This is a genomic window from Proteiniborus sp., from assembly GCF_040308045.1.
GTDB lineage: Bacteria > Bacillota > Clostridia > Tissierellales > Proteiniboraceae > Proteiniborus.
This window is the reverse complement of record NZ_JAWRHZ010000001.1, coordinates 1-25,756: the sequence shown is the minus strand read 5'-3', so window position 1 is coordinate 25,756 and position 25,756 is coordinate 1. Positions and strand designations below refer to the sequence as shown.

The following is a 25,756-nucleotide window of genomic DNA, read 5'->3' as shown; positions in this document are numbered from 1 at the left end:
AACAGCTTCGATTTTATTTCGAATCTGTTTAAAAGATTACTAGAGTAGCTTCACGTTCATTTGTAAATTAAAAAAATGTAGGTAGATTTAAGGAGGTTAATAAATGTTAAGCATGCCAATTATAGAAGATGTTTTAACTGCTGCTCTTTCAACAGGAGGAGATTTTGCAGAAATTTTTGTTGAAGACAGATTTAATACAGGTCTTTTACTTGTAGGAGGGAAGATTGAGAGTGGTATATCAGGAAGAGATTATGGTGTTGGTATAAGAATATTTTATGGACAAAATAGTATCTATGCTTACACAAATGATTCAACTAGAGAGAATCTAATAAAAGTTGCTAAGGAAGCCGCTGCAGCTATAAAAGGCAGCAATATTCACCAAGTTTTAGACTTTACTAAAGCAGACATAAAAAATATTCATCCAATAAAGCTACTTCCAAGTAATATTGAAAAATCACAAAAGGTTGAATTGATGAAGAGAGCTTACAATGCAGCAAAAGGCTATGATGAGGTTATATCTCAAGTTACAGTAAGGTATCTTGATAACGAGCAAAATGTACTTATCGCAAACTCTGAAGGACTTTATGTAGAGGATAAGAGAACAAGAACTAGAACTGCTATTTCTGCAGTTGCATCTGCAAATGGTGAGATGCAATCAGGTTTTTATGGTCCTGGAGCACATATAGGCTTTGAATTTTACGACAAGATAAATATAGAGGATTATGCTAAGGAAGCAGCTAGGATTGCAAAGACAATGGTATTTGCAGATTTATGTCCAAGCGGGAAAATTCCTGTAGTTATAGACAATGAGTTTGGCGGGGTTATTTTTCACGAAGCATGTGGTCATGGATTAGAGGCTACATCTGTAGCTAAAGGTACATCAGTTTTTGCAGGTAAATTAGGTGAAAAAGTAGCATCAGACGTGGTTACAGCAATAGATGATGGTACTATATCAAATGCTTGGGGTTCACAGAATATTGACGATGAAGGAACCATGACTAGAAAAAACATCCTAATAGAAAATGGTATATTAAAAGGCTATATGATTGATAAACTCAATGGGCAAAAAATGGGAATGGCATCTACAGGCTCTGGTAGAAGACAGTCTTATAAATATGCTCCAACCTCAAGAATGACTAATACCTATATAGCAAATGGAAGTTCAACTAAAGAGGAAATAATAGCTAATACAGAATATGGACTATATGCAAAATACATGGGTGGTGGTTCTGTTAACCCTGCTACTGGTGATTTTAACTTTGCAGTAAGTGAAGGATATATTATTAGAAATGGAAAGATAGCAGAACCTGTTAGAGGTGCTACACTAATAGGCACAGGCTTAGAAGTGCTTAAGCAAATAGATATGGTAGGCAACAATCTTGATTTTGGTCAAGGTATGTGTGGGTCATTAAGTGGCTCTATACCTACAAATGTAGGGCAACCTACTATAAGAGTTAAATCAATAACAGTAGGTGGAAGAAAGGGTGGTCAGTAATGGCAAACAGAGAATTAATAGACAAAATATTTAGCAAAGGCAAGCAATTAGGCTTAGGAGATATGGAAGTATATATGCAAGGCAGTAAACAATTTGACATAAGAATATTCGAAGGACAAATTGATAAATATAGTATATCAGATGAACAGGGGTTGTCATTCAGAGGAGTATACAACGGGAAAATGGGATACTCATATACAGAAAAAGTAGATGAATCTTCAATAGATATGCTTATTAAAGAAGCTATGGAAAACGCAGTGTCTATAGATAGTGAAGACGAAGAAGTAATTTTTAAAGGCTCAAAGGAGTATAAAGAAGTAAATACATATAATAGCGACCTGGAAAAAGTTACCACAGAACACAAGATTGAATTTGCAAAAGCTCTTGAAAAAGCAGCCTTTGAAGTAGATAAACGTGTAACTTCTGTTAACTATTGCTTATATGGAGAAGTTACAGGATATAGTATGCTTGCAAATACTAAAGGATTAAATCTAGAAAACAAATCTAATATTGCTCAATCCTATATATCTGTTGTAGTTAAAGATGGAGATGATGTAAAGACAGGGGATAAGTATATTATAAATAATGACTTTTCAAAGTTTAATGCTAAAGAATTAGCTAAAGGTGCAGTAAATGAAGCTTTATCTATGCTAGGTGCTGAAAGTATAGAATCAGGGAAATATCCAGTAATACTAAGAAATGATGCTGCAGCAAGTATACTAGAAGCCTTTGCTTCAGTTTTTGTAGCTGAAAATGTGCAAAAGGATTTATCTTTATTAAAAGGAAAGCTAAATGAAAAGATAGCTAGTGAATTAATCACTATAGTAGATGACCCATTTCTAAAAGATGGCGTAGCAACAGCTTCTTTTGATGGAGAAGGAGTAGCTACTAAATATAAGAAGATTATAGACAAAGGAGTTTTAACTACTTATCTACATAACTCTAAAACTGCTAAAAAAGATGGTGTTGAATCTACGGGAAATGCAAGCAAAGGTTCATATAAATCACCAGTTTCTATATCACCTACTAACATGTATATTGAGAATGGATGTACTGATATAGATCAAATGATTGGCAGTATTGAAAAAGGTGTTATGGTAATTGATGTTCAAGGATTACATTCTGGACTAAATGCAGTGTCGGGAGACTTTTCGCTTTCTGCTTATGGATATTTGATTGAAAATGGTAAAATTATTAGGCCTGTAAATCAAATTACAATAGCAGGTAATCTTTATGAAGTACTTAATAATATAAGCACTATTGGAAATGATTTAAAATTTGGCTTTCCGGGTTTTGGATATATAGGTTCACCTTCTCTTAAATTAGAAAGCTTATCTATTGCAGGTAAATAAGTTAATAAAATAAGGGAAATCATATGATTTCCCTTATTTTATTTAGCTATTAACCCTTCTTTTGTCTCTGAATAATAAACTTATGCAATATAGTCCAGCTAATCCTACGAGACCATATACTATTCTGCTTAAAATTGTATCTGGTCCTCCAAAAAGTGTTGCTACAAGGTCAAATCGAAATAGAGCTATTAGTCCCCAGTTTAATGCTCCGATTATTACCAATACTAATGCTGTCGTATCCACAAAACCACTCCTTATTAAATAGTTGTACTTTCTTAAGGTATTATTTCTACTTATTTGGTTTTTTATACCTATATATTAATCGAAATAATCATTTTCAAAAAAAGTAACATTTTATTTAGTAGGGAATAAGATGTAATATACATCATAGGTTTACATAGCATTGAACCTATTGCTAATACTTTATATAAAAGGGGAGGATATTATGTCACTAGAGATTAGTAGTAACATGCCTGCAGAAGTTGAATCAGTTAGATATGATGATAATAATGAAAGTTTATTATTTTTCTTCCTATTATTGGTACTCATTTTCTGCAATTGTCCTTTATTTGATGATATGGAAGAGAGCTTACTTTTCTTCTTCCTAATATTGATCATTATATTTAACAGATGCTATTATTGGTAAGAGATAAGTCGTTTCACACAAGAAAGGAGCTGTATCACATCTGATTGTTATTAGATGAGCTACAGCTCTCTTATGCTGTTTTAAGCCTGATACTTACATCTTACTTTTTTCTAGTGCCCGGATTTTAATCCAGATCCACATAGTGGTATAAGCGTTTTATCTTTTGAAAAATCCTTATTATTTTCTATAAATTTGAAGTAGCCTGCAAAAGTAGCAGCTGTAGTTGGTTCTACATAAAATCCATAACCTGCAAGTAAATCTCTAACATTTAAAATATTATTTTCAGGAGCTGTCACCACAAAACCTTTGGTATCCCGAATTGCTTGAAGTATCTGTCTTCCTCTCTTAGGATCTGCAATTGCTATACCTTCAGCTAATGTAGTCTTACTTTGTGCCTCATCTACATAATCTATTCCTTCGATATATGATTGGTAAATTGGCGCACAGTTCTCTGATTGGATTGCTATAATTTTTGGCATTTTTGATATAAGATCTAATTTCAGAAGATCCTTGAGACCATAATATACTCCTAAAACTAAAGTGCCATTTCCAACAGGCAATACTAAAGTCTCTGGTAAATCTCCATTTAACTGTTCAAAAACTTCATAAACATATGTTTTAGTTCCCTGATAAAAGAAAGGATTGTATACATGACTCGCATAAAAGCCTTCACCATTCTCAGCAGCAGTTAAAGCTGCCTTTGCTGTATCTTCTCTACTTCCCTTAATAATATGAACATTTGCTCCATAAGAAGATATTTGCTGTACTTTTTTTTCGGATGTGCCTTCTGGAACATAGATATCACATTCAATACCTGCCCTTTTAGCATAAGCTGCTATTGAAGTTCCAGCATTTCCACTACTATCTTGGATAATTTTATTAACTCCTAACTCTTTTACTTTTGAAATCAAAACTACTGCTCCTCTATCTTTAAATGACATGGTAGGCATCAAATAATCCACCTTTACTAAGACATTTGGATAATCATTACCTAATGGAACAATAGGAGTTAATCCTTCACCCATAGATATATCTTTCCATTTTGTAAAACTGTTATCAAATGGAAGTGCTTTAAAATATTTAAACAAGCTCCATTCATTTTGAAGAATATCTTTCTTTGAAAGGGAGATCTCAAAATCCTCTAAGTCTAGCATTCCACCACACTCGCATCTAAACACTAAACATTCGGGCTTATATTTTTTCCCACAACAACTACATACATAATTAACAGACATAAAATCATCTCCTATATCAAAACTTAAAGTTAGTTTATTGCTGCTATAGCTTCAATTTCAATTTTGAATCCATGATGTAATTTTCCGGTAGGCACAATAGAGCGAGCAGGTTTGTGTTCACCAAAAAAGTCAGCATATATTGAATTTACATTGTCCCAAAACGAAATATCAGATATAAATATTGTAACTTTAATTACTTTTTCTTTAGAACTTCCCGCCTGAATTAATATTGACTCTAAGTTATTTAGCGTTTGCTTAGCTTCTTGCTCAATAGTGCCATTTTTTTTGTCTCCAGTGACAGGATCAATAGGTAACTGACCTGAAATAAAGATAATGTTATTATAAATAACACTTGGCGTATAATGTCCAGTAGGGCTTAAAACATTGTCTAAATTGACTTTTTTCATTGTACATTCTCCTCTTTCCTGATTTCATCTAAATAACTATAAACAGTTACTTTAGATATATTTAGTTTGTCTGCTACTTTTTCTATTGCACCCTTTATTAGAAAAATTCCCTTACTATCCATAAATCTAATAATCTCGATTTTTTCACTTCTCTTAAGTCCGTTAACATTTTCATTATCAACTATTTTGTCGATTATTTCATCAACTATCCCTAGAACATTTTGGATAGGCTCTACCTCTTTTTCGATTTTTTCTTCTTCTGCTGCCATAAATTCTTCCATAATATTTTTAAGTTCTTTTAAAGATTCCAAATTGTAATTTACACATAGTGCACCTACAACTTTGCAATTTGAATCTCTTATTAAAGCAGTTGAGGATTTTATTTTTCTGTGGTCATTTGTCTCAAACATATAGTTTACTAAATAATCATCTCTAAAATTTTTGGAAAGTAAAACGTTTTTTATTAAATGATCAAAGCTTTGTCCTACTTGGCGACCTGTAACATGATTATTTACAGTATAAACTACAGAACATTGAGGAGTAGATAAATCGTGGAGCACTACTTCGCAATTTTTACCAAAAGTTTTGGCGATTAAATTTACAATTGGTATGAATTTCTCTAATTCTTTATTTACCATTGATAATTATTCATCTCCTTACAAATAAATAATAAATTATAGATAAACACTGATAGATGTAGAAAATATTATACAAAATAGCCCAAAAAACAATTACTTATCTAATATTATATAAAAAAATATATAAAAAACAATAAAATTTAAAAAATTATACATTTTTCTTTTCTCTATGTTATAATACTATTATGAAATATATGAAGAAATTTGTCAAAAAAAGTTATTGAAGAATTAATTATGAAAACTTTATGAGAGGGGTGAAATAACTATTATTTTTTAGTTGTTCTTAAAAAAACAGGAGGTGACATTTTGATGAAAAAAAATAATGTATTTGAAAACGTTATCGGAGAAATAGAAAGCAAAAAAACTGAATTAATTAATCTATCAAAATTTATTTGGAGTAATCCTGAGCTTGGATATCAAGAATATAAAGCTTGCAAAGTACTATCTGATTTTTTAGAAAAAGAAAGCTTTCAAATAACACGTAAAGCTGCAGGCTTAGATACAGCTTTTGTTGCTGTTAGAAAAGGTAAAAAAGATGGTCCATGTGTTGCGTTAATGTCAGAATACGATGCTTTAGAAGGTCTAGGACATGCTTGCGGACACAACTTGTTCTCAGTATCAGCTGTAGGAGCAGCTTTTGGGCTCTCTAAAGTCATTGATGAAATAGGTGGCTCAATTATGGTACTAGGAACACCTGCAGAAGAAGGAACTGTACCAAATGCTGGTGGGAAAATACCAATGATTGAAAAGGGTTTATTTGATAATGTAGATGTAGCCATGATATGTCATGCTGAAGGAAGAACTATAATAGAGAGAATTTTAGGTGCTTCTGCGGTAGTGGAAGTTGAATATACTGGTAAGGCTGCACATGCTGGTGGATCCCCTCACGAGGGAATTAATGCATTAAGTGCTGGGATTTTAGCCATAAATAACATCAATGCATTGCGTCAGCATTTTTTACCTGGAGCTATTGTAAACGTAATCATTTCAGAAGGTGGAATAGGTCAAAATACAATACCTGATAAATGTGTACTTAAGATGAGTGTAAGAGCAGATAAGAAGGAGGTCCTAGAAGATCTTTTAGAAAAAGTTAATAACTGTGTTAAAGCAGGTGCTTTAGCAACAGGTTGTAAATACGAAATCTCTAGTCCAAAGAAAACTTATGAAAATCTTGTTCCAAATCATAATTTAGCATTATCCTTTAAAGAAGCCTTAGATTATTTAGGGGTTCCTTCTATACAGAGTGAAACTGCTAGTTATGGTTGGGATGCAGGAAATGTAAGTCATGTTTGCCCTACAATTGCACCTTATATTAAAATTGGAAAAGAAAATCTAGTGGGTCATACTGATGAATTTAGAGAAGCAAGTAACTCTGAAGAAGGTTTCGACGGAATGCTTATAGGGGCTAAGGCTATGGCTATTACAGTTATAGACTATTTAACAAATAAAGAGCTAAGAGAAAAAGTAAAAACTGAATTCGAAGCAAAAGTTAGATAAGATAAGGAGGAACAATAAAATGAGCAACGCTAAATCTGAAAAGAAGATAGAAAAGAAAAGTGGCGGAGTATTAGGAGCTATTGAAAGAATAGGTAATAAGCTTCCGCATCCAATTTACATTTTCTTAATCATGTCTGTGGCAGTAATTCTTATATCAGCCTTAGCATCTGGAACTGAAATTATTCATCCTGGAACAGGTGAAACACAAACTATTAATAGCTTAGCATCTGCTGAAGGATTTAGATGGATATTGGGCAATCTTGTAAAGAATTTTACAAAGTTTGCTCCATTAGGAATGGTACTTGTTATGATGATTGGTCTTGGACTAGCAGAAGAAACAGGATTACTTAGAACAGTTCTTAGAAGCGCAATTGTTGGTGCGCCTAAGACATTAGTTACATTTATAGTGATTTTTTCTGGTATTATGGGTAATATTGCAGGTAGTGCTACCTTTGTTGTAATTCCTCCATTAGGGGCAATAATATTTAAAGCATTAAAACGTCACCCAATAGCAGGTATTGCAGCAGGATTTGCTGGGGTAGCAGCAGGGTTAAGTGCTAACCTTTTAATTACTCCAACTGATATTTTGTCAGCTGGATTAACAGAATCAGCAGCTAAAATAATCGATCCGAATTTTGCAGTACACCCAGCTGTAAACTGGTACTTCATGATAGCATCTACATTTTTACTATCAATAGTAGGTACTATAATAATAGAAAAAATAGTTGAACCAAGATTAGGAAAATACGACTCTAGCAATGCTGGAGAATCAAGTGAAGATGATGAAAAGTTAATGGATATAACTGTTCAAGAGCGTAAAGGATTAAGAAATGCTGGAATTGTTACTATAATTTATTTTATTTTAATTGCACTGATGGTTGTCCCAACAAATGGTATTTTAAGAGATCCAGTAAAAGGAACAATAGTACCATCTCCATTCCTTTCATCTATGATACCACTATTATTTACTTGGTTTGTATTAGTAGCATTAGCATATGGTATAACTGTAAAAGCAATTAAGAATTCTAATGATGTTGTAAAATATATGACAAATTCTATGAAAGGATTCGCCGGGTTTATAGTACTATGTTTCTTTGCAGCACAATTTGTTGAATTCTTTTCATATTCAAACTTAGGATTGTTATTAGCAGTAAAGGGTGCTGAATTCTTAGAAGCAAGTGGATTTGTTGGTGTTCCATTAGTTATTACTTTTATTATTATAGTGTCATTTATAAACTTCTTTATAGGGAGTTCATCAGCAAAATGGGCAATATTGGCACCAATATTTGTGCCAATGTTTATGCAAGTTGAGTTATCTCCATTCTTTACTCAAGCTGCATATCGTATAGCTGACTCAGTAACAAACTCAATTTCACCATTAGAGCCATTTATGCCGTTTATAATAATATGTGCTCAGCGCTATGATAAAAGAGCTGGTTTAGGTACTGTAATTTCCACAATGCTCCCATTAGCAATAGGATTTTTGGCATCATGGACATGTTTATTAATAGTATGGTATTTATTAAACTTACCTTTAGGTCCAGGTGCTTTTATAGGAATGTAGTATTTTAGTAAAAAATGAAAGGATGCTGAAATTAAAGAAGAAAAGAAGATTAACATATATAGAAAAACAAATATATATGTTATAATAAAACATGTCATAATACCCACGAATTTATTTTCGTGGGTATAAAAATTAACAAAATAAAACTCATTTTTAGTATCCAGAAAATAATTTAACAAGGAGAATGAAATTTAAAATGGCTATTGAATCAGTTAAAGAAGCAAATCACAAAAGACCAAGAGATATTGTAAAAAAATTATTTTTCATTGTATTAGGAAATTTATTATGTGCTATTGCTTTTAATGTGTTTTTTATTCCAAGTAAGCTTTTGAGTGGAGGAGTTGGGGGTTTAGGAATAATGATACAATACCTAACAGGCATTCCATCTGGAATATCTGTATTTTTGATAAATTTACCAATCTTCATTGTAGGAGTCAGAATGATAGATAAGGAATTCATATCATATGCATTTATATCTACATTTGTATTATCATTTTTTCTGACAATAACAAATGGAATAGGTAAATACTTTTTAATTGATGATGTATTACTTGGCGCAATTTTTGGAGCAGTTTTTAACGGAGTAGGTATGGGACTTATGTTTAGAAACAGAACATGCCAAGGAGGACTTGACATAATAGCTGCTATTCTCAAGAAAAAATTAAACATGAATATTGGAACTGGACTTATGACAGTAAATACAGTTATTATTTCACTTTCATCTTTATTATTTGGTTATAAATCAGCTATGTATACATTAATTGCAATGTATATTGGTTATAAAATTTTAGATAAGGTTCAAACTGGGTTTAATGTAAAAAAGAATGTTGTAATAGTATCAGATAAATCACAAGAAATGGCAGATGAAATAATTCAAAGACTTCATAGAGGAGTTACTTTTTTAGAAGGAATGGGTGGATATACAAAAGAAAATAAAAAAGTTATATACTGTATAGTCACATCAAGTGAAACTGCTAAATTAAAAGACATAGTAGAAGAGGTAGATCCAAAAGCTTTCTTTACTATAAATGATGTAGTGGAGGTAAGAGGAAGCAGCTTTCAAAGTGTAGGGATGTAGGTAGGAATGTAGTATAAATAATATTATATTTAATTGTTATGTCATAAATTAAAGTATAAAAAATCATTTTTATACTTTTTTTATTTTTTTTGGTTAAACTAAATACACTGGGAGGTGTATTTAGTATGAAGAAATATTTATGGATTTTGTTAATTTTAGTTTTAGTTCTCACATCTTGTACTACAGGTAGATTAAATAGGCTAGAAAAACCAAATAACCAAGAAAAAAGTGGTCCCAATATTGATGCTGATGAGGGAGGTACTGGTGGAGATAACATAGCAAAAGAAGATGATTTAGAATCCGATATAAACTATATTGACATTAGTGAAGATGAGGAACTCACAAATTCCTATTTGAGTACTACTAAAGAGAAAAAAGATATTTCGTTTCAGAAAAATAGCGAAAATGTTAATAGGATTAATCCAGAAAGCTTTGCTAATAATATTGATGTAGCTGGGACAGCACATATGTATGTCACTCAAATACCAAATGATATAGATGTAGATATAAGATATCACAATTATGACATACCTTATGATTATTTGTTGATTACATCTGATAATGCTACTATTTATGCAACACCTAATCTAGATGCAAATGTTTTAGGAAAGGCAACACAGTATTCTAAGATAAAATTAGAGGGTGTAGCAAATCTAAATAACATGAATAGTTACCAAGAATGGCATTTAATCTCTTGGCAAGAAAATGGAGATACCGTATATGGATATGTAACTAATGGAAATGGTATTCCTAGAAGATTTAGGTTTGACAGAATGACTGAGGAAATAAAAAGATTAGAAAATACATTAGCTCAGTATGAATACGGATATATATCTAACTATAAAGATAGAAACGGCTCTCCGCCATTAAAGAATGGAAAGGCTTTAGATGAATTTGGAATTCAAGCATATCAAAGTGCTCCAGCTTATTATTCTCTCGAAGATAAAAATGACTTTAGGTATTTCCCTGATGGTATGCTAGTTTTTATCCTTGATGAAGCAAATGGACATTTTAAAGTTAGAAATCTTGTATATAAAGGAGATTACTGGATACCTAAACAATTTATTTCTTTTGATAATAACTTAGATAGATTGGATAAAGCAATAGTAGTAGATAAAGCAAATCAAAATGAAGCTTTATTTGAAAATAGAAATGGCAGATGGACAATGATTTCATATACACTTGCAACAACAGGAGTTCCAGAAAATAATAAATATGAAACACCTATAGGTAGCTTTAAAGTCCTACAAAAGAGAGATAGGTTTTATTACTTAAATCATAGAACAGGAGAAATAGGTGGATATGCACCTTATGGTACAAGGTTTTCTGCAGGAGCATATGTACATGGAATACCAGTGGATTATGTGAAAGAGGACGGAAAAAATATTGACCCAGGAATGAAGGAGTACCTTTTAACTATAGGAACCACTCCTAGATCGGCAAAATGTGTGAGAAATTATACTAGCCATGCTAAATTTATATATGATTGGGCAGATTTAAACGATACCGCTGTAATTGTAATTGATTAGTTAAAAAAAGTCTTCTTCATATAAGAAGACTTTTTTTAAGCTTCTATAAAAATCATTATCAAAATAATATAAATAAAAGCATATATGACATACTATATTTTGTAGCTTCTTCATAAAACGTATGAAAACTAACAAATTTATAAAATTTTTTCTAAAAAGTATAGCACATTTAAATATATATGATATAATATATAAAGAAATAAGTGAAGGGAGCAATGATAATGAGCGAATACAAATATATAATGTGGTTTAATGAAATAAACAAAGAAGATATACCTCTTGTTGGAGGTAAAGGTGCTAATCTTGGTGAATTGACAATAAAAGGAGCAAATGTTCCTCCAGGATTTTGTGTTACTGCTTCAGCTTATACAGATTTTATTAGTAAATCAGGTTTACAAAACGAAATTTTAAGTATGCTAGAAGGATTAGATATGGAAGATTCTTCAGAGCTTCAACTTAAAAGTGCTGGTATAAGAGGACTAATTATAAAAGCAGATATGCCAAGAGAAATAGAAGAAGAAATAACTAAGGCATATACAGAATTCAGTAAAAAAGTGAATTTAAGCAATCCACAGGTGGCTATTAGAAGTTCTGCAACAGCAGAAGATTTACCAGAAGCTTCATTCGCTGGTCAGCAAGATACATATTTGCATATTAGCGGAATAGAAGAAGTGCTACGTCACATTAAAAGATGCTGGGCATCTCTTTGGACTGCAAGAGCAATTTACTATAGAGCACATCAAGGATTTAAACATGAAGAAGTTGCACTAAGTGTAGTTGTTCAAAAGATGGTTAATAGTAGAATATCAGGAGTTATGTTTACAGCAAATCCTGTTACAAGTGATTTAAGTCAAATAATGATTAATGCTAGCTGGGGGCTTGGTGAGGCAGTAGTGTCAGGTATAGTTACTCCTGATGAATTTATACTTGATAAAAAGACGTTAGCTACTGTAGAAAAGAATATTGCAGAGAAAAATACTATGGTTATTAAAAACATAGATGATGTTGGAACTCTTGAAGTAAAAGTAGAAGAATACCTAGGTCATGACAAGGTTAATGCTCCATGTCTAAATGACTTAGAGGTAGCTAACTTAGGCAAAAATGGAATGATAATAGAAGAACTATACAAATCACCTCAAGACATTGAATGGGCATTAGATGCTGATACTGAGGAACTATATATATTACAAGCAAGACCTATCACTACATTAAAGGGAGAGGAAAAAGAAATGACTGCTGAATTAATCACATTAGTTAGAGGATTACCTGCATCTCCTGGAATTAGTAGCGGCAAAGTTAGGAATATTAAAGATATTACTGAAATAGATAGAGTACAGGATGGAGATATACTAGTTACAGTTATGACAAATCCTGATATGGTTCCTGCAATGAGAAAAGCTACTGCAGTAGTTACAGATGAGGGTGGAAGAACATGTCATGCAGCTATTGTCTCTAGAGAATTAGGTATACCATGTATAGTTGGTGGTAAAAATGCAAGTGAAGTATTGACAGAAGGAATGGAAGTAACAGTAGACGCATCAAGAGGAGTAGTTTATAAAGGTTTAGTTCTTCAAGAAAAACAAAATAAAGAAGAAAAAGCAGTTTCCACAGCAGGTGTTGTCAGTGAAGATTTAATTCATCAACTAGCACCAGTTACTGCTACAAAGATATACATGAATTTAGGTGAGCCAGGAATGATTGGAAGATATAAGAATCTACCTTTTGATGGTATAGGCTTGATGAGAACAGAGTTTATATTTACTAATCTAGTAGGTGCACATCCAATGTATCTATTAAAAACTGGCCAAGGTCAACTCCTTATAGACAAGATGGCAGAGGGTATTACAACAGTAGCACAAGAAATATATCCAAGACCTATAGTAGTTAGATTAAGCGACTTCAGAACAAATGAGTTTAGAGGATTAAAGGGCGGAGACGAAGTTGAGCCAATAGAAGCTAATCCAATGATAGGTTGGAGGGGAGTATCTAGATATATTTCTCCTGAATATGAAGAAGGATTTAGACTAGAATGTAGAGCTATTAGAAAAGTAAGAGAAGAATACGGATTAACTAATGTTTACGTAATGCTTCCATTTGTAAGAACTACTTGGGAACTTAAAAAGGTTAAAGAAATAATGGCAGAGGAAGGACTAGAGCAAGGAAGAAACTTTAAGCTATGGATAATGGCAGAAGTACCATCAGTAGTATTTGAAGCAGAAGAATTTGCTCAAATGGTAGACGGATTTAGTATAGGAAGCAATGACTTAACACAGCTTACAATGGGTGCTGATAGAGACTCAGGTATACTAAACAATATGGGATACTTTGATGAAAGAAATGAAGCAGTTAAGAGAGCAATATCTATACTAATAAAAGCTGCTCATAAATACGGAAAGACTATATCAATCTGTGGCCAAGGACCATCTCAATATCCAGAATTCGCTGAATTCCTAGTACAAGAAGGAATAGACAGCATGAGCGTAAATCCTGATACTGTTGCCTACACAAGAAGACTTGTAGCATCTGTTGAACAAAGAATAATATTAAATAAAATAAGAAACCTATAATACAATCAAAAAGCCCTTCTGGCTAAAATTCAGAAGGGCTTTACTGTGTGCCCGCATGGATGAAATTTAATGGGTGAAAGTCTCGAACACGCTTTAACAGAAAACCGACTTTTCCCTGTGCTCTCAGCGGGGTTGGTAATAAAACTAATAATTGATTACCGAAGTTTTTAAACTATATTTTTTCCAATGCTTAATATATAATAATAATAAACTAAGATTCTGAGGAGAAAAATTCTAATGGAAAATACGATATTAGATTTTTTGAAAAATTATAAAAAGAAAATAATCCCTCTTATAGAAATAGAAAAGACTTTGCCAGGTAATATTGAATACATTGATTTTGCAAATACTATAAATGAATTTGTAAATATGAAAATACTATTTCCTATAAAAAGTCATGGAACGAATAACAAGAAAATTCCATTAGCTAATACTTATAGAATAAATAAATCCTATTTTCGGGAAGAACTTATTAATCAAATAGCTTCATATCAATTAATATTAAATTCAAATATAAACTTACAAGCATATTTTTCATTAGATAAAAAAACATGGGAAAAAGACTTACCTTATATAAAAAAGGTCAATCTTTATTTAAAAAAGCAGGGCCTTCCAATAGAGGAAGTAACTGCTCCAGAACGTTCCTATCAAATAACAGGTAATGAAAAATGGATAGATGAAAATGGTGGAAGGGAAATTTTAGGAAGAATAGGATTATTAGAAAAATTAAAAATAAGTCCTGTTCCTGATCCACTGATGATTGCTATTAATAAAAATAGAATTTGTAATTCTAAAGAATATATCCATTTAATTGTAGAAAATAAAGCTACATTTTATGCACTGATAGATGATATAGAAAATACAAGATTTTCATCTTTAGTATATGGAGCAGGGTGGAAAGTATTAGGAGGAATAGCTGTATTTGAAAAACAACTTGGGTTGACAGACAAAGATAATAAAATTTATTATTTTGGAGATTTGGATTTTGAAGGTATATCTATTTGGCATGGATTAAATTGTAGAAGACCAATTATTTTGGGTATAGAGTTTTATGAATATTTACTTAAAAAACCTTGTTCTTATGGAAAAGAAAGCCAGATTTTTAATAAAGATGCAATAGATAGTTTCCTGCTTAAATTTAATAATTCCAATAAAGAAAAAATAATGAATACTTTAAAGAAAGGTGGATATTATCCTCAAGAAGGTTTAAATAAAGAAGAATTACAAACTATATGGAGGAATATAGAATGAAGGTTGGACCTAATGAAGTTCTAGAAAACTATAGAGAAAGAATTTGCAGACTTTCTATTTATGAACCGTTATTAGAATTAAAAAGGAAAAGGGAAAAAGATAATAGCGAAAATCCTATTGATTATTATAGCTTAGGTTTTATAACACTTTTATTCTTTTTTGAAAATATGATAATAAGAAACAAGGAAGTAGGTGTAAATGAATTAGCAGAATTCTTTTATGAAATGAATAATGATAAAATAGATTTGGATATAGAAGATTTTAGAAAAGTAGCTAGAAATATAATAGATGTTTTCCGTCCACCTAGTGGTGAAAGAAACTCTAAAACCTTTTATAATTGGGAAAATGGGCAAGAAGAAACTATCTATTACTCAATATTGAAAGCAAACAAATCAGACATAAAATCAAATACCCAATATTATACCTTAGATGAAGAAGGGCTAGAATTAGTATTTGCCACAAAGGAATATTTTAGTGAATTTCAACTATCTATAAGCCAACTCTTACTTAGAAAACAATTAGAAAAGGGAGAATTTGTAGGAGCATTAAGACAAATAGATGAAATGAGATTATCAGTAGAAAATTTAAAAGATAGAATATTTAAAATCAAGCATGATATAAATAGAAATATCGTATCAGAAGAAACCTATAAAAGATACAGAGAATTAGTAGAAGATATAAACATTAGACTTGTAAGAGAAAATGAAGAATTTGATGAATTAGAATCCTTTGTAAAAGATACCAAAAATGCAATGGAATATGAAATTAAAGATGAAAAAGACAAAAAGGCTTATGAATTAGTTATTAAAATAGACAAAGAATTGGACAAGGTTCATAGTGAACATAGAAAATTGCTTAAAGAGAGTATCACTTTAAAGATAAATGCTCTGGAGGCTGCACAAGAATCATTATACTTTATGGGATTAGAAAGCTTTAATTTTAAACAAGAGATAACCAATAGACTTATATCTACACCATTACCTCTCGAATCTTCAGGACAATTAATTAAACCGTTTATATTTCTTGGGGCACATACTTCTTGGTCTCCCATTAGTGTGTTTTGGGAGCAGAGAATAGGGGGCGATAAAGATGAGGAAAAGACATATGAGTTTGTTGAGCCTATAGATGAAGAAGTATTAAATGAGTATAAAGAGATTACAATACATAATTTTAAAAAGATAATGGAGGTTATATTAGAAATATTAGGAGATAGAAATCAGATAGACTTATCTCAGGTTATAGAATATATGAAATTAAATCATAACTATATACTAGATGAAAGAGTTTTTTATGATTTTTGGATAATCCTTCACCAAGCATCACCTATATTGATAGATAAAAATGAAGATAATCATACTGGATTATTTAAAGAAGCGACAAAGCTTTTAATTGATAAATACAAAAGTTTAAATGTAGTAGAATCAAACAATATACTGGAAGTAAATGATAGATTTAAAATAAAAAATATGATTTTAAAATTATAAGGAGTATAATAATGGAATTTAAAGGCAAAGAAGTTATTGAAGCTTTCAATATTTATTCAAATCTAGCTCATAAAGGCTATGAAGATAGAGACGAGATTAGAGCATATATAGTTGATGACAAAATCAGAGAATTAGTAGATAGATTTGCCCATGAAGTAAATTGTACAATTATTTTAGCAGGAGAATACATATATATGGTCCCCATAGCTGTCAGTTCTCCATTTCATATATCTAATGAAGAACTAAAGAAAAGATATCTTCCATCTAGGCAACAGAAAAATTTATATATATATTTAATGTATGTAACAATAATAATTTTGTTTGGTGAATTTTATGACAGCTATCAAAGTTTAGAACCAACAAGAAGCTTTTTACCTATAAATAAATGGCTTGTAGCAGTTAATAATTACATGATGACTTTAGAAGAAATAGATAAAGAAGAATTAAAAGAACTTGAAAAAGAATATGAGTATAATTGGGTAAGCGTATTAGAAGAGTGGAATGCTCTAGATGATATAAGAGAAGGTGTAAAAGTACAAGATGCTAGAACTAATAGTAGACTTAGCTTTTTAAGTACAGTGAAAAGTTTTTTGGAAGCTCAAAATCTTATATTAGATATAGGAAACGATGAGATAGAACTTACAGAAAAATCAAAGACTATTATACAACGATACTATATGGATTATGAATACAATAGAGGTATATTAGATTTCATGTACGGACTTCAAAGGGAAAGGAGAGAGGCTAAAGATGCCATCCATATCCAAGATTAGATTTACTAATGCCATATATGATAATGGAGAAAAAAGATATAATGATGAATTATTTGTGTTTGATGGACATAATGGAGCAGTTTTATTAGAAAATGGCGGAGGAAAGACTACTTTTATACAAATAGCAATTCAAGCAATACTTCCACATGCAGACCTTGGCGATAGAAAAATAAGAGATACTCTATCCTTAGAAGGAAGTCCTTGTCATATAGCCATAGAATGGATTATCAATGAAAAACCTAGAAGATATGCATTAACTGCTGTTACTTTATATTTAAATAATGGGAAATTGGACTCATATAAATATGTGTATGAATATGGATATGATGATAAAAATTCAATAGAAAATATTCCCTTTATAAAAGATACTATTGATGGAAATAAGCGACCAGCAAGCAGAGAAGAATTGGGAGATTATTATCAATTAATGTGCCGAGAACATATAAATGCTAAAATATTTTCTAATATAAAAGAATATCATAAATATATTGAAGAAAACTTCAAAATAATACCCAAAGAATGGAGAAGAATAGGGATTATCAACGGAGAAGAAGGTGGAATAGATAAATTTTTTGAAGGCTGCAGAACAACCGACAATCTTGTTGACAAGCTTTTAATTCCAGTAGTGGAAGAAGCAATGGCAGGAAATGGAACAGAGGATTTTGTTAGCACTTTTGAAGAACAAAGAGAACATTTCAAACAACATAAGCACCTCAAGGAAAGTATTGATGAAAGTAGACGAATTCAAGATAAGATTGCAGAATACGTAAACACATATAGTGATCACTATAAGATAGAAGAACAATTCAATAGCCAAAAATCATATGGAAAAGCTTTATATCATTATATTTCTAATGAACAAAAAGGCACGAAAATTGATCTAGAAGACAATATAAAAGCTCAAGATAAGTATAAATATGAATGTAATGAATTAAATAGGATGAAAGATTCCTATGAACTAGCTTTGTTAAAAAATAAGCTTTCATTATCTAAATATAAATACGAAGAAATACTTAAAAATTTTGAAGGTTATAAAGAGCAACTGGATATCAAAGAAACTAGAAAACAAAATTTAAAAATAGCTAAGTATAAGAAAAATATAAAAGAATTAGAAGATGAAATTATTCTATATCAAAATCAATTGAAAAACTTAGAAAAAGACGAAGAAATAAATATTATAGAAGAACAACTCCATTTAAACTCCTCTCATATAAAAAGTTATTATGATATTGAAATTAACAAACTAAATGAAGAAACTGATATATTAGAAAATCAGAAAAAAAAACATGAAGAACAATTAAAAAATCTTAAATTGGACAAAGAAAAAACAGATGATAAATATGATGAATTAGTAGAGTCTCAAATTAGACATGATCAGAATGTTAAAACAAAAACAGAAAGCATGAAAATAATAAACAAAGAAATACTTTCAAATCCAGAAATTGAAAAAATAGAAGACGAATATCCAAAATGGTCAGATAAAGTTGGTTTTATTGAAAAGTACTCAGTAGATATTCAAGAAAGAATTAAGTACTTAAAAGCTAAAAAAAATAAACTCAGATTACAGCTAAAAGAACATAGGGAAGAATTAGATACTCTTTCTACCGATAAAGATATTTCAAAAGAAAAAATAAATAATATAGAAGAACAAGAAAAAGAATTATTATTAATCATAAAAGAAAATATTTCAAATCTATTTCATATAAATAGTATATATACAAAGCAAGAACAAATAATCAGCACTTTGGAAAATAAATGTGAAAAGCTTAGAAAAGAAAAAGAAGATTTAATTATTAAAGAGAGATTATTTCATAGATTTATAGATGACTATAAAGATAATCGATATTTTACCGTAGAGCCTTTGTTAGGCAAATGGATATATGAATGGAAAGATCAATTTGGGTTTTTAGAATCTGGAACTAAATATATTGAAAGAGTAGCTAACACTACGAATAAAAGCGAGAAAGAATATTATAAGACATATCCCTATTGGGCTGCAATTGTTGTAGTAGCAGACAATGAGCAAATAAAACTTAAAAACAAGTTAGAAAATAATATAGACAAAATTACTTATCCCATTATTATACTATCTCAAAGTAAAGCTCAAGAGATACTTAAAAGCGACAATCTAATAATAGATGACTATATTTGCCTTTACCCATCTATGTGGGAGACTAATATAGTTAGAAAGGAGTTTCAATATAAAAAAGATGAATTTTACAAAAATGCTAAAATAGTCACTCAAAATAGAAAAGATAAAGAAAATGAATTAAATAATTATGACAATCTGCACACAAAAATCATAGAGTTTTTAAATAAATATCCATATTTAGAATACTTAGGACCTTTAAAAGATAAATTAAAGAACATAGAAGAAAAGATTTATGATATAAAAGATGTAGTAAATACTAAAAGTACAAGAATAGAACAAATAGACGAAGAAGTGGAAAATATCAACAAAGAAATCGAAGAATTGAATATGGAGAAAGCCATATTAAACAAAAAAATAGAAAAGGCGATGGACTATATTAAACAAAAACTGGAAGTGGGTGAGATTCAAAACAAAATATTTGAATTGAAAAGTCAAATAAATATAAAAAAAATAGATATATCAAAACTAACTAAATCAATAGATAATTATGAAAAAAGAATAAATAATTTAGAAAATAAGGTAAAGGAAGTTAAAAGGTCAAAAGATGACTTGTTAGTACATGAAATCTATTTAGAAGTAGAAAATTCATTGCCAATAAAATCAGATATTTCCATAGAAATGTTAAAAAGACAAAGAAAGGATATAAAAGATAGATTAGATAAAAAACAAAAGGATAGAAATCATATAGAGGACAATATAAATAAAAACCTAAATATGAAAAAAGAATACGAAACAAACTTAAAAAACGAAATAAAAGGAGCTAAATATCCAATTGATGAAGAAATAATATTTCCTATATATGGGGATAAAGAAATTGAAGAATTAATAAACGAAATAAATCTGCTTAATCCTAAAGTCGAAAAGATCATGAGAGAAATGGAAAATGTTAAAGAAGAATATAAAAAAGATGAAAATAATTATGATAATAGAAAAGATTACTTTTTAAAACAACATGATGAAATTATGGAGTTTATAGAAGCTTTAGAAGTTGTAAAAGAAAAAATCAATGAAAAAAAACAAGAATTAGATAAAAGATATGAGTATTTAAAGTCAATGGAAGAAGAATTAAACAGAAAATACAATTCTATAAAGGAAGCTTTGGACATATTAGAGAAGAAAAATGAAAGATATGAATACCTGGCTAATAAAGTTGAGCCAAGTATACTTCCTGAAGATATAACAGTAGAAATCCCATACAATAGAAAAAAATATATCAATAGGCTTATAGAAGATTTAGAAAATTTTAACTATATGGTAAAGGAGAAAAAAGAAAGAGTTTCAAAAGAAAAATTAAAATTTGAATCATTTTGTAATAATTCCATTTCAGATCCTAGACTTAAAAACATGGCTATATCAGGCATTAATTATAAAGATGATTTTGAAGAATTAACAAAGTGGAAAAGAATAATGGATAAAAATATTGACAAAACAATTAGAATATTAGAGGAAGATATGTTGCAACATGACAAGGAAATAAATCATTTTATAACTCATCTTCATTCCTATTTAAAGACAATGATAGAGGAAATTAGAATTATACCTAAGAAAACTAGAATAAAGGTTGATGATAAATGGAAAGAAGTATATACCATAGATGTTCCTACTTGGGAAGATGAAGTCGGAAAACAAAAGCTTATAGATTATATTAACTGGCTATTAAAAGATATTGAAGATATAAGATTTAAGGATGAAGATGGAAGTGAAAACAAAACTATTGTAAGAAAATATATAGAAAACAAATTTCAAGGCAAAGAATTGCTAAAAGTGGTAATGGAAAATGAAAAGATAAAAGTGAAATGTAGGAAGGTAACCAACGATGGCAAGGTAAGCAGCATACCAGTAACATGGGGAAAATCTAACAGTTGGTCTGGCGGAGAAAGGTGGAGTAAAAATATGTCTTTGTTTCTAGGGATATTAAACTACCTGGCAGAAAAAAGTCAAAGTATTTCAACTGGTCAAAAAAGAAATCGTACAGTTATTCTAGATAATCCATTTGGAGAAGCATCTAGCGACCATGTATTAGATCCAGTATTTTTCATAGCAGAGCAATTAGGATTTCAAATAATAGCATTGACAGCTCATAGTGAAGGGAAATATATCAGAGATTTTTTCCCAGTAGTCTACAGCTGCAGACTTCGTCCATCTTCAAACAATGAAACACAAATACTCACTAAAGAGAAAGAAATAAACTACGCATTCTTCAAAGACAACGATCCAAAAGCACTTTTGAGACTTGGAGATATCGAGCAAATGAGTATGATTTAGCGGAACAGTCATGTAAAATTAAAAGGACTTGATTTTTTTGTACCTGTTGAACAAAGAATAATATTAAATAAAATAAGAAACCTATAATACAATCAAAAAGCCCTTCTGGCTAAATACCAGAAGGGCTTTACTTATTTTAGAAAGACGGAATAACTCCGCCACCATATTCTTTTTCAATAAAATCTCTAATTTCTTCTGATTGGAGAGCCTTAACTAAAGCTTGAAGTTTAGGGTTGTTTTCTTCACCTTTTCTTACGGCAATAATGTTAGCATAAGGAGAATCTGCTCTTTCTATGAGGATAGCATCCTTAGTAGGAGATAAACCAGCTTGTAATGCATAGTTACCATTTATTATTGCAGCGTCTACGTCATCTAATGCTCTAGGTAATTGAGCAGCTTCAAGAGCTTCAAATTCAAGAGCTTTTGGGTTTTCAGCAATATCTTCTTTTGTTGCGTCGAGGCCTACCCCTTCTTTAAGCTTAATTAATCCTTTATCTTCAAGCAATAGAAGTGCTCTACCACCATTTACTGTATCATTAGGAATAGCAATTACTGAACCATCTTTTAGTTCATTTATATCTTTAATCTTATTAGAATAAAATCCCATAGGCTCTAAGTGAATATTTGCTAGTGAAACTAGCTCAAGATTGTTTTTTTCGCTAAAGTCCTGTAAGTAAGGTAGATGTTGGAAGAAATTTGCATCTAGTTCCTTTTCAGCTAATGCAAAATTTGGTTTTACATAGTCAGTAAATTCTATTATTTTTAATTCATAACCTTCATTTTTTAAATCATCAGCTACTAAATTTAGTAATTGAGCATGTGGCTCAGGTGATGCTCCTATTTTAATAACTTTATCATCATTTGATTTTGATTGACAGCCGGTAATTACTATAGCTGTTAATAGAATAATTGCTAATAAAATATTTAAAGATTTTTTCATTTTTATATTCCTCCTTATTTTCTTTTATCAATCAGTAATGAAATTGTATTGCCTATAAATTGTATTGCCTGAACTAATATTATTATAAGAATTACAGCAGCAATCATGACGTCAGTTTGAAATCTATGATAACCATAACGTATAGCTAAATCTCCTAGTCCACCTCCTCCTATTGCTCCAGCCATAGCAGAATATCCTACTAAGTTTATTATGGTTAGTGTAATTCCAAGTACTAACGAAGGCATAGCTTCTGGAATTAGTACCTTTGTTATTATCTGAAATGTAGAGGCGCCCATTGAAGAAATAGCTTCTATTATTCCTTTATCCACTTCTTTTAGCGCCCCTTCTATAATCCTAGCTACAAAAGGAGCTGCTGCAATAGATAAAGGGACTACAGTTGCGAGGGTTCCTATACTTTTACCAACTATTGCTCTAGTTAATGGCATTACAAATATCATTAATATAATAAATGGAAATGAACGCAATATATTTATTACAGCACTTAATACAGAATTCAATGCTGGTTTTTCCCATACTCCATCTTTCTCCGTGATAACTAATAGGATACCTAGAGGAAAGCCTAATAATAACGAAAAAATAGTTGATAAAGCCACCATTGAAATAGTCTCCCACAAAGAAGGAAGTAAAAGAGAAATAAGATTATCCATTCCATATCACCTCTAGGTCAATATTTTGTTCCTTAATCCATTCAAAAGCTTTTTCTTTTTCTTCATTATTTCCCATAACCTGAATTAGAAGATTTCCTACACTAGTAGACTGTAATTCATCTATATCTCCCGATAATATGTTTATATCTATATCAAAGTTTCTAATTAAACTTGATATAATAGGCTTTTTAGATGAATCTCCTAAATAGCCTAACTTAATTACAGTGGAGCCTGGAGTTGTTGGATATATTATCTCTCCTTCGCTACTTCTGTGAATATGAGAAATAAAGGCTTTTGCAGTGTTAGTTTTAGGTCTAGCAAATATTTCTTCTACTGTATTAAGTTCAATGATTTTGCCAGCCTCAATTATTGCTACTCTGTTGCAAACTTCCTTGATAACCTCCATTTGATGAGTTATAAGGACTACTGTTAAATTAAATTCCTTTTGAATTTTTTTTAGTAAATTGAGTATTGCTTTAGTGGTCTTTGGATCTAGTGCAGATGTAGCCTCATCACATAGTAGTATCTTAGGATTATCTGCCAATGCTCTAGCAATGGCAACTCTTTGCTTTTGACCGCCACTTAACTGTGATGGATATGCATTTTTTTTGTCTGTTAATTCCACAACCTTAAGTAGTTCATTTACTCTTTTTTCAATATAATTTTTATCATAGCCATTTATCTCTAAAGGAAATGCAATGTTTTGGAAGACTGTTCTTGAACTTAACAAATTAAAATGTTGAAAAATCATTCCTATTTCTTTTCTTGTATTTCTTAAATCTGTCTTATCTAGCTTAGTAATATCTTTACCTTCAATAATAATTGAACCTTCTGTTGGCTCCTCTAATCTATTAATAGTCCTTATAAGAGTAGATTTGCCTGCGCCACTAAGACCGATTATCCCAAATATCTCGCCTTTATTAATTTGTAGATTAATATTTTTTAAAGCTTTTACTTCAGAAGATTTACTATTGAAGGTCTTACTTAAATTCTTAATTTCAATCATAACTTCACTCCTTTAACGAATTACTGAACTGTATCTTCCAAATAATAAAAAAACCTCTTTCATTTGAAAGAGGTAAAAAACATATTCTGTCAGTCCTCTCTCATCTTTCAGCAAATAATGCTGCTGGAATTAGCACCTTGTGTTTACAACACCGGTTGCTGGGTTTCATTGGGCCAGTCCCTCCACCTCTCTTGATAAGAGTTTAATATTAGATTTATTGTTTATACTATATTCATATATTTTAGTTTTTTACATGTGTTTTGTCAATACCTTTTATTGATTTTTTCTATAATAATTTTTAAAATTTTGAGACAAAATATTAAAGAACAAAAAAAGAAAGGAGAGATTCTATGGCTTTACAAAATCCTCTTAAATTAAATCAAATTAATCAAATGGAACTTCAAAACTTAAGAGAGATAGTTAGTAGTCACAAGCTAATGACAACAAAGTTAAATGAGTATGCCAGCATGTGTCAAGATACTCAGATTAAACAAATGTTAAGTCAAGGGGCTCAAGACGCAAACACTACTGCACAAAACCTAACTCAATCTATATAAAGGAGGTATTTAAATTGCAAGAAAGAGATATTGTAAACGACGTATTATCAATGACAAAGGCTAGTATGCAATCATATGGAGTGGCAATAGCTGAATGCTCAAATCAACAACTTAGAAGCGCTCTGCAAAAACTTAGAGATGAAGCTGAACAATTCCAATATCAGTTATATCAAATAGCTGAGCAAAAAGGATATTATACACCTGCGCCAACAGCTAGCCAACAAGATGTTAGCCAAATTAAAAACCAACTTAATCAACCGTAAGATTGGGACTTCCTTTAAGTCCCAACTATCATTTTCTTTAAAGATAATAGTACTACTTCAAAATATTTCTTGTTTTAGTATCTAATTTTTTTTGACAATATTGGTGTAAATTTCAGTTGACTTTTTATTATTACAGTGATAATATTACCTACAGACAATATTAAAAGCCTTTAATCTGATCCAGAGAGATTAGGAAGGAAAATAGAGCGGAGCTTATTTTTAAGTTTCCAATTTGCACATACCTTCCTGGTAATGTAAAAAGTTCTATGAAAAAATAAGAGTCAAAAAATAGTGCATCTAAAGCAAATTTCTAGTAGGTTCTCCCGCCACCCTTGACAAAAATAAGAAAATGCTAAAGAAAAATTAACAAGGGCGAAGGGAACTCAAAA

The 25,756-nt window shown here is 30.6% G+C and carries 21 protein-coding genes and 1 riboswitch; of the genes, 14 read left to right on the top strand and 7 right to left on the bottom strand.

Annotated features, from left to right (window positions below):
- The first annotated feature begins 103 nt into the window (after positions 1–103).
- Together ABV008_RS00105 and ABV008_RS00100 are read left to right on the top strand one after the other, a co-directional pair.
- Positions 104–1,495 carry a TldD/PmbA family protein gene (locus tag ABV008_RS00105; protein WP_352417783.1) on the top strand — a complete coding sequence of 464 codons (1,392 nt, stop codon included), beginning with the start codon at positions 104–106 and terminating at the stop codon, positions 1,493–1,495.
- Positions 1,495–2,847: a TldD/PmbA family protein gene (locus tag ABV008_RS00100; protein WP_352417782.1), complete on the top strand. Its 1,353-nt coding sequence runs from the start codon at positions 1,495–1,497 to the stop codon at positions 2,845–2,847. Before ABV008_RS00105 ends, ABV008_RS00100 begins: the two co-directional genes overlap by 1 nt.
- A 42-nt stretch (positions 2,848–2,889) precedes the next feature.
- Here the strand turns inward: ABV008_RS00100 and ABV008_RS00095 are convergent, their stop codons facing one another.
- Positions 2,890–3,090 carry a DUF378 domain-containing protein gene (locus ABV008_RS00095; RefSeq protein WP_352417781.1) on the bottom strand — a complete coding sequence of 67 codons (201 nt, stop codon included), beginning with the start codon at positions 3,088–3,090 and terminating at the stop codon, positions 2,890–2,892.
- A gap of 202 nt (positions 3,091–3,292) precedes the next feature.
- Here ABV008_RS00095 and ABV008_RS00090 point away from each other — a divergent pair, with 202 nt between their 5' ends.
- Positions 3,293–3,493, top strand: coding sequence for a hypothetical protein (locus tag ABV008_RS00090; protein WP_352417780.1), 201 nt, complete (start codon positions 3,293–3,295; stop codon positions 3,491–3,493).
- A gap of 110 nt (positions 3,494–3,603) precedes the next feature.
- Here ABV008_RS00090 and ABV008_RS00085 read toward each other — a convergent pair whose 3' ends face one another.
- Genes ABV008_RS00085 through ABV008_RS00075 form a run of 3 tightly spaced genes read right to left on the bottom strand, consistent with a single transcriptional unit; the run spans position 3,604 to position 5,773 of the window.
- Entirely contained in the window at positions 3,604–4,728 is a 1,125-nt protein-coding gene (locus tag ABV008_RS00085) for a threonine synthase (RefSeq protein WP_352417779.1), read from the bottom strand.
- Positions 4,729–4,757: 29 nt separating this feature from the next.
- On the bottom strand, positions 4,758–5,135 hold the full coding sequence (locus ABV008_RS00080; RefSeq protein WP_352417778.1) for a RidA family protein: 378 nt from the start codon (positions 5,133–5,135) through the stop codon (positions 4,758–4,760).
- Positions 5,132–5,773: a helix-turn-helix transcriptional regulator gene (locus ABV008_RS00075; protein ID WP_352417777.1), complete on the bottom strand. Its 642-nt coding sequence runs from the start codon at positions 5,771–5,773 to the stop codon at positions 5,132–5,134. Before ABV008_RS00075 ends, ABV008_RS00080 begins: the two co-directional genes overlap by 4 nt.
- A gap of 309 nt (positions 5,774–6,082) precedes the next feature.
- On the opposite strand from ABV008_RS00075, the gene ABV008_RS00070 reads away from it, so the two are divergent.
- From ABV008_RS00070 to ABV008_RS00030, 9 genes are all read left to right on the top strand, one after another.
- Positions 6,083–7,270 (top strand): M20 family metallopeptidase, encoded by a 1,188-nt coding sequence (locus ABV008_RS00070; RefSeq protein WP_352417776.1) that lies wholly within the window; start codon positions 6,083–6,085, stop codon positions 7,268–7,270.
- 19 nt (positions 7,271–7,289) lie between these two features.
- Positions 7,290–8,834 (top strand): AbgT family transporter, encoded by a 1,545-nt coding sequence (locus ABV008_RS00065; RefSeq protein WP_352417775.1) that lies wholly within the window; start codon positions 7,290–7,292, stop codon positions 8,832–8,834.
- 196 nt (positions 8,835–9,030) lie between these two features.
- Positions 9,031–9,912, top strand: a complete 882-nt coding sequence (locus tag ABV008_RS00060) for a YitT family protein (RefSeq protein ID WP_352417774.1) — start codon at positions 9,031–9,033, stop codon at positions 9,910–9,912.
- Between the two features lie 125 nt (positions 9,913–10,037).
- Positions 10,038–11,441: a L,D-transpeptidase gene (locus ABV008_RS00055; protein ID WP_352417773.1), complete on the top strand. Its 1,404-nt coding sequence runs from the start codon at positions 10,038–10,040 to the stop codon at positions 11,439–11,441.
- A 221-nt stretch (positions 11,442–11,662) separates the two neighbouring features.
- The gene (ppsA, locus tag ABV008_RS00050; protein WP_352417772.1) at positions 11,663–14,008 is read left to right on the top strand and encodes a phosphoenolpyruvate synthase; all 2,346 of its coding nucleotides are present in this window, start codon (positions 11,663–11,665) and stop codon (positions 14,006–14,008) included.
- A 237-nt stretch (positions 14,009–14,245) separates the two neighbouring features.
- Positions 14,246–15,259 (top strand): Wadjet anti-phage system protein JetD domain-containing protein, encoded by a 1,014-nt coding sequence (locus ABV008_RS00045; RefSeq protein ID WP_352417771.1) that lies wholly within the window; start codon positions 14,246–14,248, stop codon positions 15,257–15,259.
- A complete protein-coding gene (locus tag ABV008_RS00040) occupies positions 15,256–16,743 on the top strand; it encodes a replicative DNA helicase (RefSeq protein ID WP_352417770.1) in 1,488 nt (495 codons plus the stop codon). The genes ABV008_RS00045 and ABV008_RS00040 overlap by 4 nt, the downstream gene beginning before the upstream one ends.
- A gap of 11 nt (positions 16,744–16,754) precedes the next feature.
- The gene (locus tag ABV008_RS00035) at positions 16,755–17,516 is read left to right on the top strand and encodes a DUF6063 family protein (RefSeq protein WP_352417769.1); all 762 of its coding nucleotides are present in this window, start codon (positions 16,755–16,757) and stop codon (positions 17,514–17,516) included.
- A complete protein-coding gene (locus ABV008_RS00030; protein WP_352417768.1) occupies positions 17,494–21,933 on the top strand; it encodes a coiled-coil domain-containing protein in 4,440 nt (1,479 codons plus the stop codon). Before ABV008_RS00035 ends, ABV008_RS00030 begins: the two co-directional genes overlap by 23 nt.
- A 136-nt stretch (positions 21,934–22,069) precedes the next feature.
- On the opposite strand, the gene ABV008_RS00025 is transcribed toward ABV008_RS00030, so the two are convergent.
- The 3 genes from ABV008_RS00025 to ABV008_RS00015 are packed head-to-tail and all read right to left on the bottom strand — an operon-like array spanning position 22,070 to position 24,547.
- Positions 22,070–22,873 (bottom strand): MetQ/NlpA family ABC transporter substrate-binding protein, encoded by an 804-nt coding sequence (locus tag ABV008_RS00025; protein WP_352417767.1) that lies wholly within the window; start codon positions 22,871–22,873, stop codon positions 22,070–22,072.
- A 14-nt stretch (positions 22,874–22,887) separates the two neighbouring features.
- Positions 22,888–23,541, bottom strand: a complete 654-nt coding sequence (locus tag ABV008_RS00020) for a methionine ABC transporter permease (RefSeq protein ID WP_352417766.1) — start codon at positions 23,539–23,541, stop codon at positions 22,888–22,890.
- Positions 23,534–24,547, bottom strand: a complete 1,014-nt coding sequence (locus tag ABV008_RS00015) for a methionine ABC transporter ATP-binding protein (RefSeq protein WP_352417765.1) — start codon at positions 24,545–24,547, stop codon at positions 23,534–23,536. Before ABV008_RS00015 ends, ABV008_RS00020 begins: the two co-directional genes overlap by 8 nt.
- Before the next feature lie 97 nt (positions 24,548–24,644).
- Positions 24,645–24,748: riboswitch (SAM riboswitch) on the bottom strand.
- Positions 24,749–24,897: 149 nt separating this feature from the next.
- On the opposite strand from ABV008_RS00015, the gene ABV008_RS00010 reads away from it, so the two are divergent.
- Together ABV008_RS00010 and ABV008_RS00005 are read left to right on the top strand one after the other, a co-directional pair.
- A complete protein-coding gene (locus ABV008_RS00010; RefSeq protein ID WP_352417764.1) occupies positions 24,898–25,104 on the top strand; it encodes a hypothetical protein in 207 nt (68 codons plus the stop codon).
- A 14-nt stretch (positions 25,105–25,118) separates the two neighbouring features.
- On the top strand, positions 25,119–25,367 hold the full coding sequence (locus ABV008_RS00005; RefSeq protein ID WP_352417763.1) for a spore coat protein: 249 nt from the start codon (positions 25,119–25,121) through the stop codon (positions 25,365–25,367).
- Positions 25,368–25,756 lie beyond the last annotated feature (389 nt).

Bases quoted from the DNA above. Each gene is read 5' to 3' on its own strand.
- ABV008_RS00105 (WP_352417783.1), top strand. From the start codon at position 104: ATGTTAAGCATGCCAATTATAGAAGATGTTTTAACTGCTGCTCTTTCA.
- ABV008_RS00100 (WP_352417782.1), top strand. From the start codon at position 1,495: ATGGCAAACAGAGAATTAATAGACAAAATATTTAGCAAAGGCAAGCAA.
- ABV008_RS00090 (WP_352417780.1), top strand. From the start codon at position 3,293: ATGTCACTAGAGATTAGTAGTAACATGCCTGCAGAAGTTGAATCAGTT.
- ABV008_RS00085 (WP_352417779.1), bottom strand. From the start codon at position 4,728: ATGTCTGTTAATTATGTATGTAGTTGTTGTGGGAAAAAATATAAGCCC.
- ABV008_RS00080 (WP_352417778.1), bottom strand. From the start codon at position 5,135: ATGAAAAAAGTCAATTTAGACAATGTTTTAAGCCCTACTGGACATTAT.
- ABV008_RS00075 (WP_352417777.1), bottom strand. From the start codon at position 5,773: ATGGTAAATAAAGAATTAGAGAAATTCATACCAATTGTAAATTTAATC.
- ABV008_RS00070 (WP_352417776.1), top strand. From the start codon at position 6,083: ATGAAAAAAAATAATGTATTTGAAAACGTTATCGGAGAAATAGAAAGC.
- ABV008_RS00065 (WP_352417775.1), top strand. From the start codon at position 7,290: ATGAGCAACGCTAAATCTGAAAAGAAGATAGAAAAGAAAAGTGGCGGA.
- ABV008_RS00060 (WP_352417774.1), top strand. From the start codon at position 9,031: ATGGCTATTGAATCAGTTAAAGAAGCAAATCACAAAAGACCAAGAGAT.
- ABV008_RS00055 (WP_352417773.1), top strand. From the start codon at position 10,038: ATGAAGAAATATTTATGGATTTTGTTAATTTTAGTTTTAGTTCTCACA.
- ppsA (WP_352417772.1), top strand. From the start codon at position 11,663: ATGAGCGAATACAAATATATAATGTGGTTTAATGAAATAAACAAAGAA.
- ABV008_RS00045 (WP_352417771.1), top strand. From the start codon at position 14,246: ATGGAAAATACGATATTAGATTTTTTGAAAAATTATAAAAAGAAAATA.
- ABV008_RS00040 (WP_352417770.1), top strand. From the start codon at position 15,256: ATGAAGGTTGGACCTAATGAAGTTCTAGAAAACTATAGAGAAAGAATT.
- ABV008_RS00035 (WP_352417769.1), top strand. From the start codon at position 16,755: ATGGAATTTAAAGGCAAAGAAGTTATTGAAGCTTTCAATATTTATTCA.
- ABV008_RS00030 (WP_352417768.1), top strand. From the start codon at position 17,494: ATGCCATCCATATCCAAGATTAGATTTACTAATGCCATATATGATAAT.
- ABV008_RS00025 (WP_352417767.1), bottom strand. From the start codon at position 22,873: ATGAAAAAATCTTTAAATATTTTATTAGCAATTATTCTATTAACAGCT.
- ABV008_RS00020 (WP_352417766.1), bottom strand. From the start codon at position 23,541: ATGGATAATCTTATTTCTCTTTTACTTCCTTCTTTGTGGGAGACTATT.
- ABV008_RS00015 (WP_352417765.1), bottom strand. From the start codon at position 24,547: ATGATTGAAATTAAGAATTTAAGTAAGACCTTCAATAGTAAATCTTCT.
- ABV008_RS00010 (WP_352417764.1), top strand. From the start codon at position 24,898: ATGGCTTTACAAAATCCTCTTAAATTAAATCAAATTAATCAAATGGAA.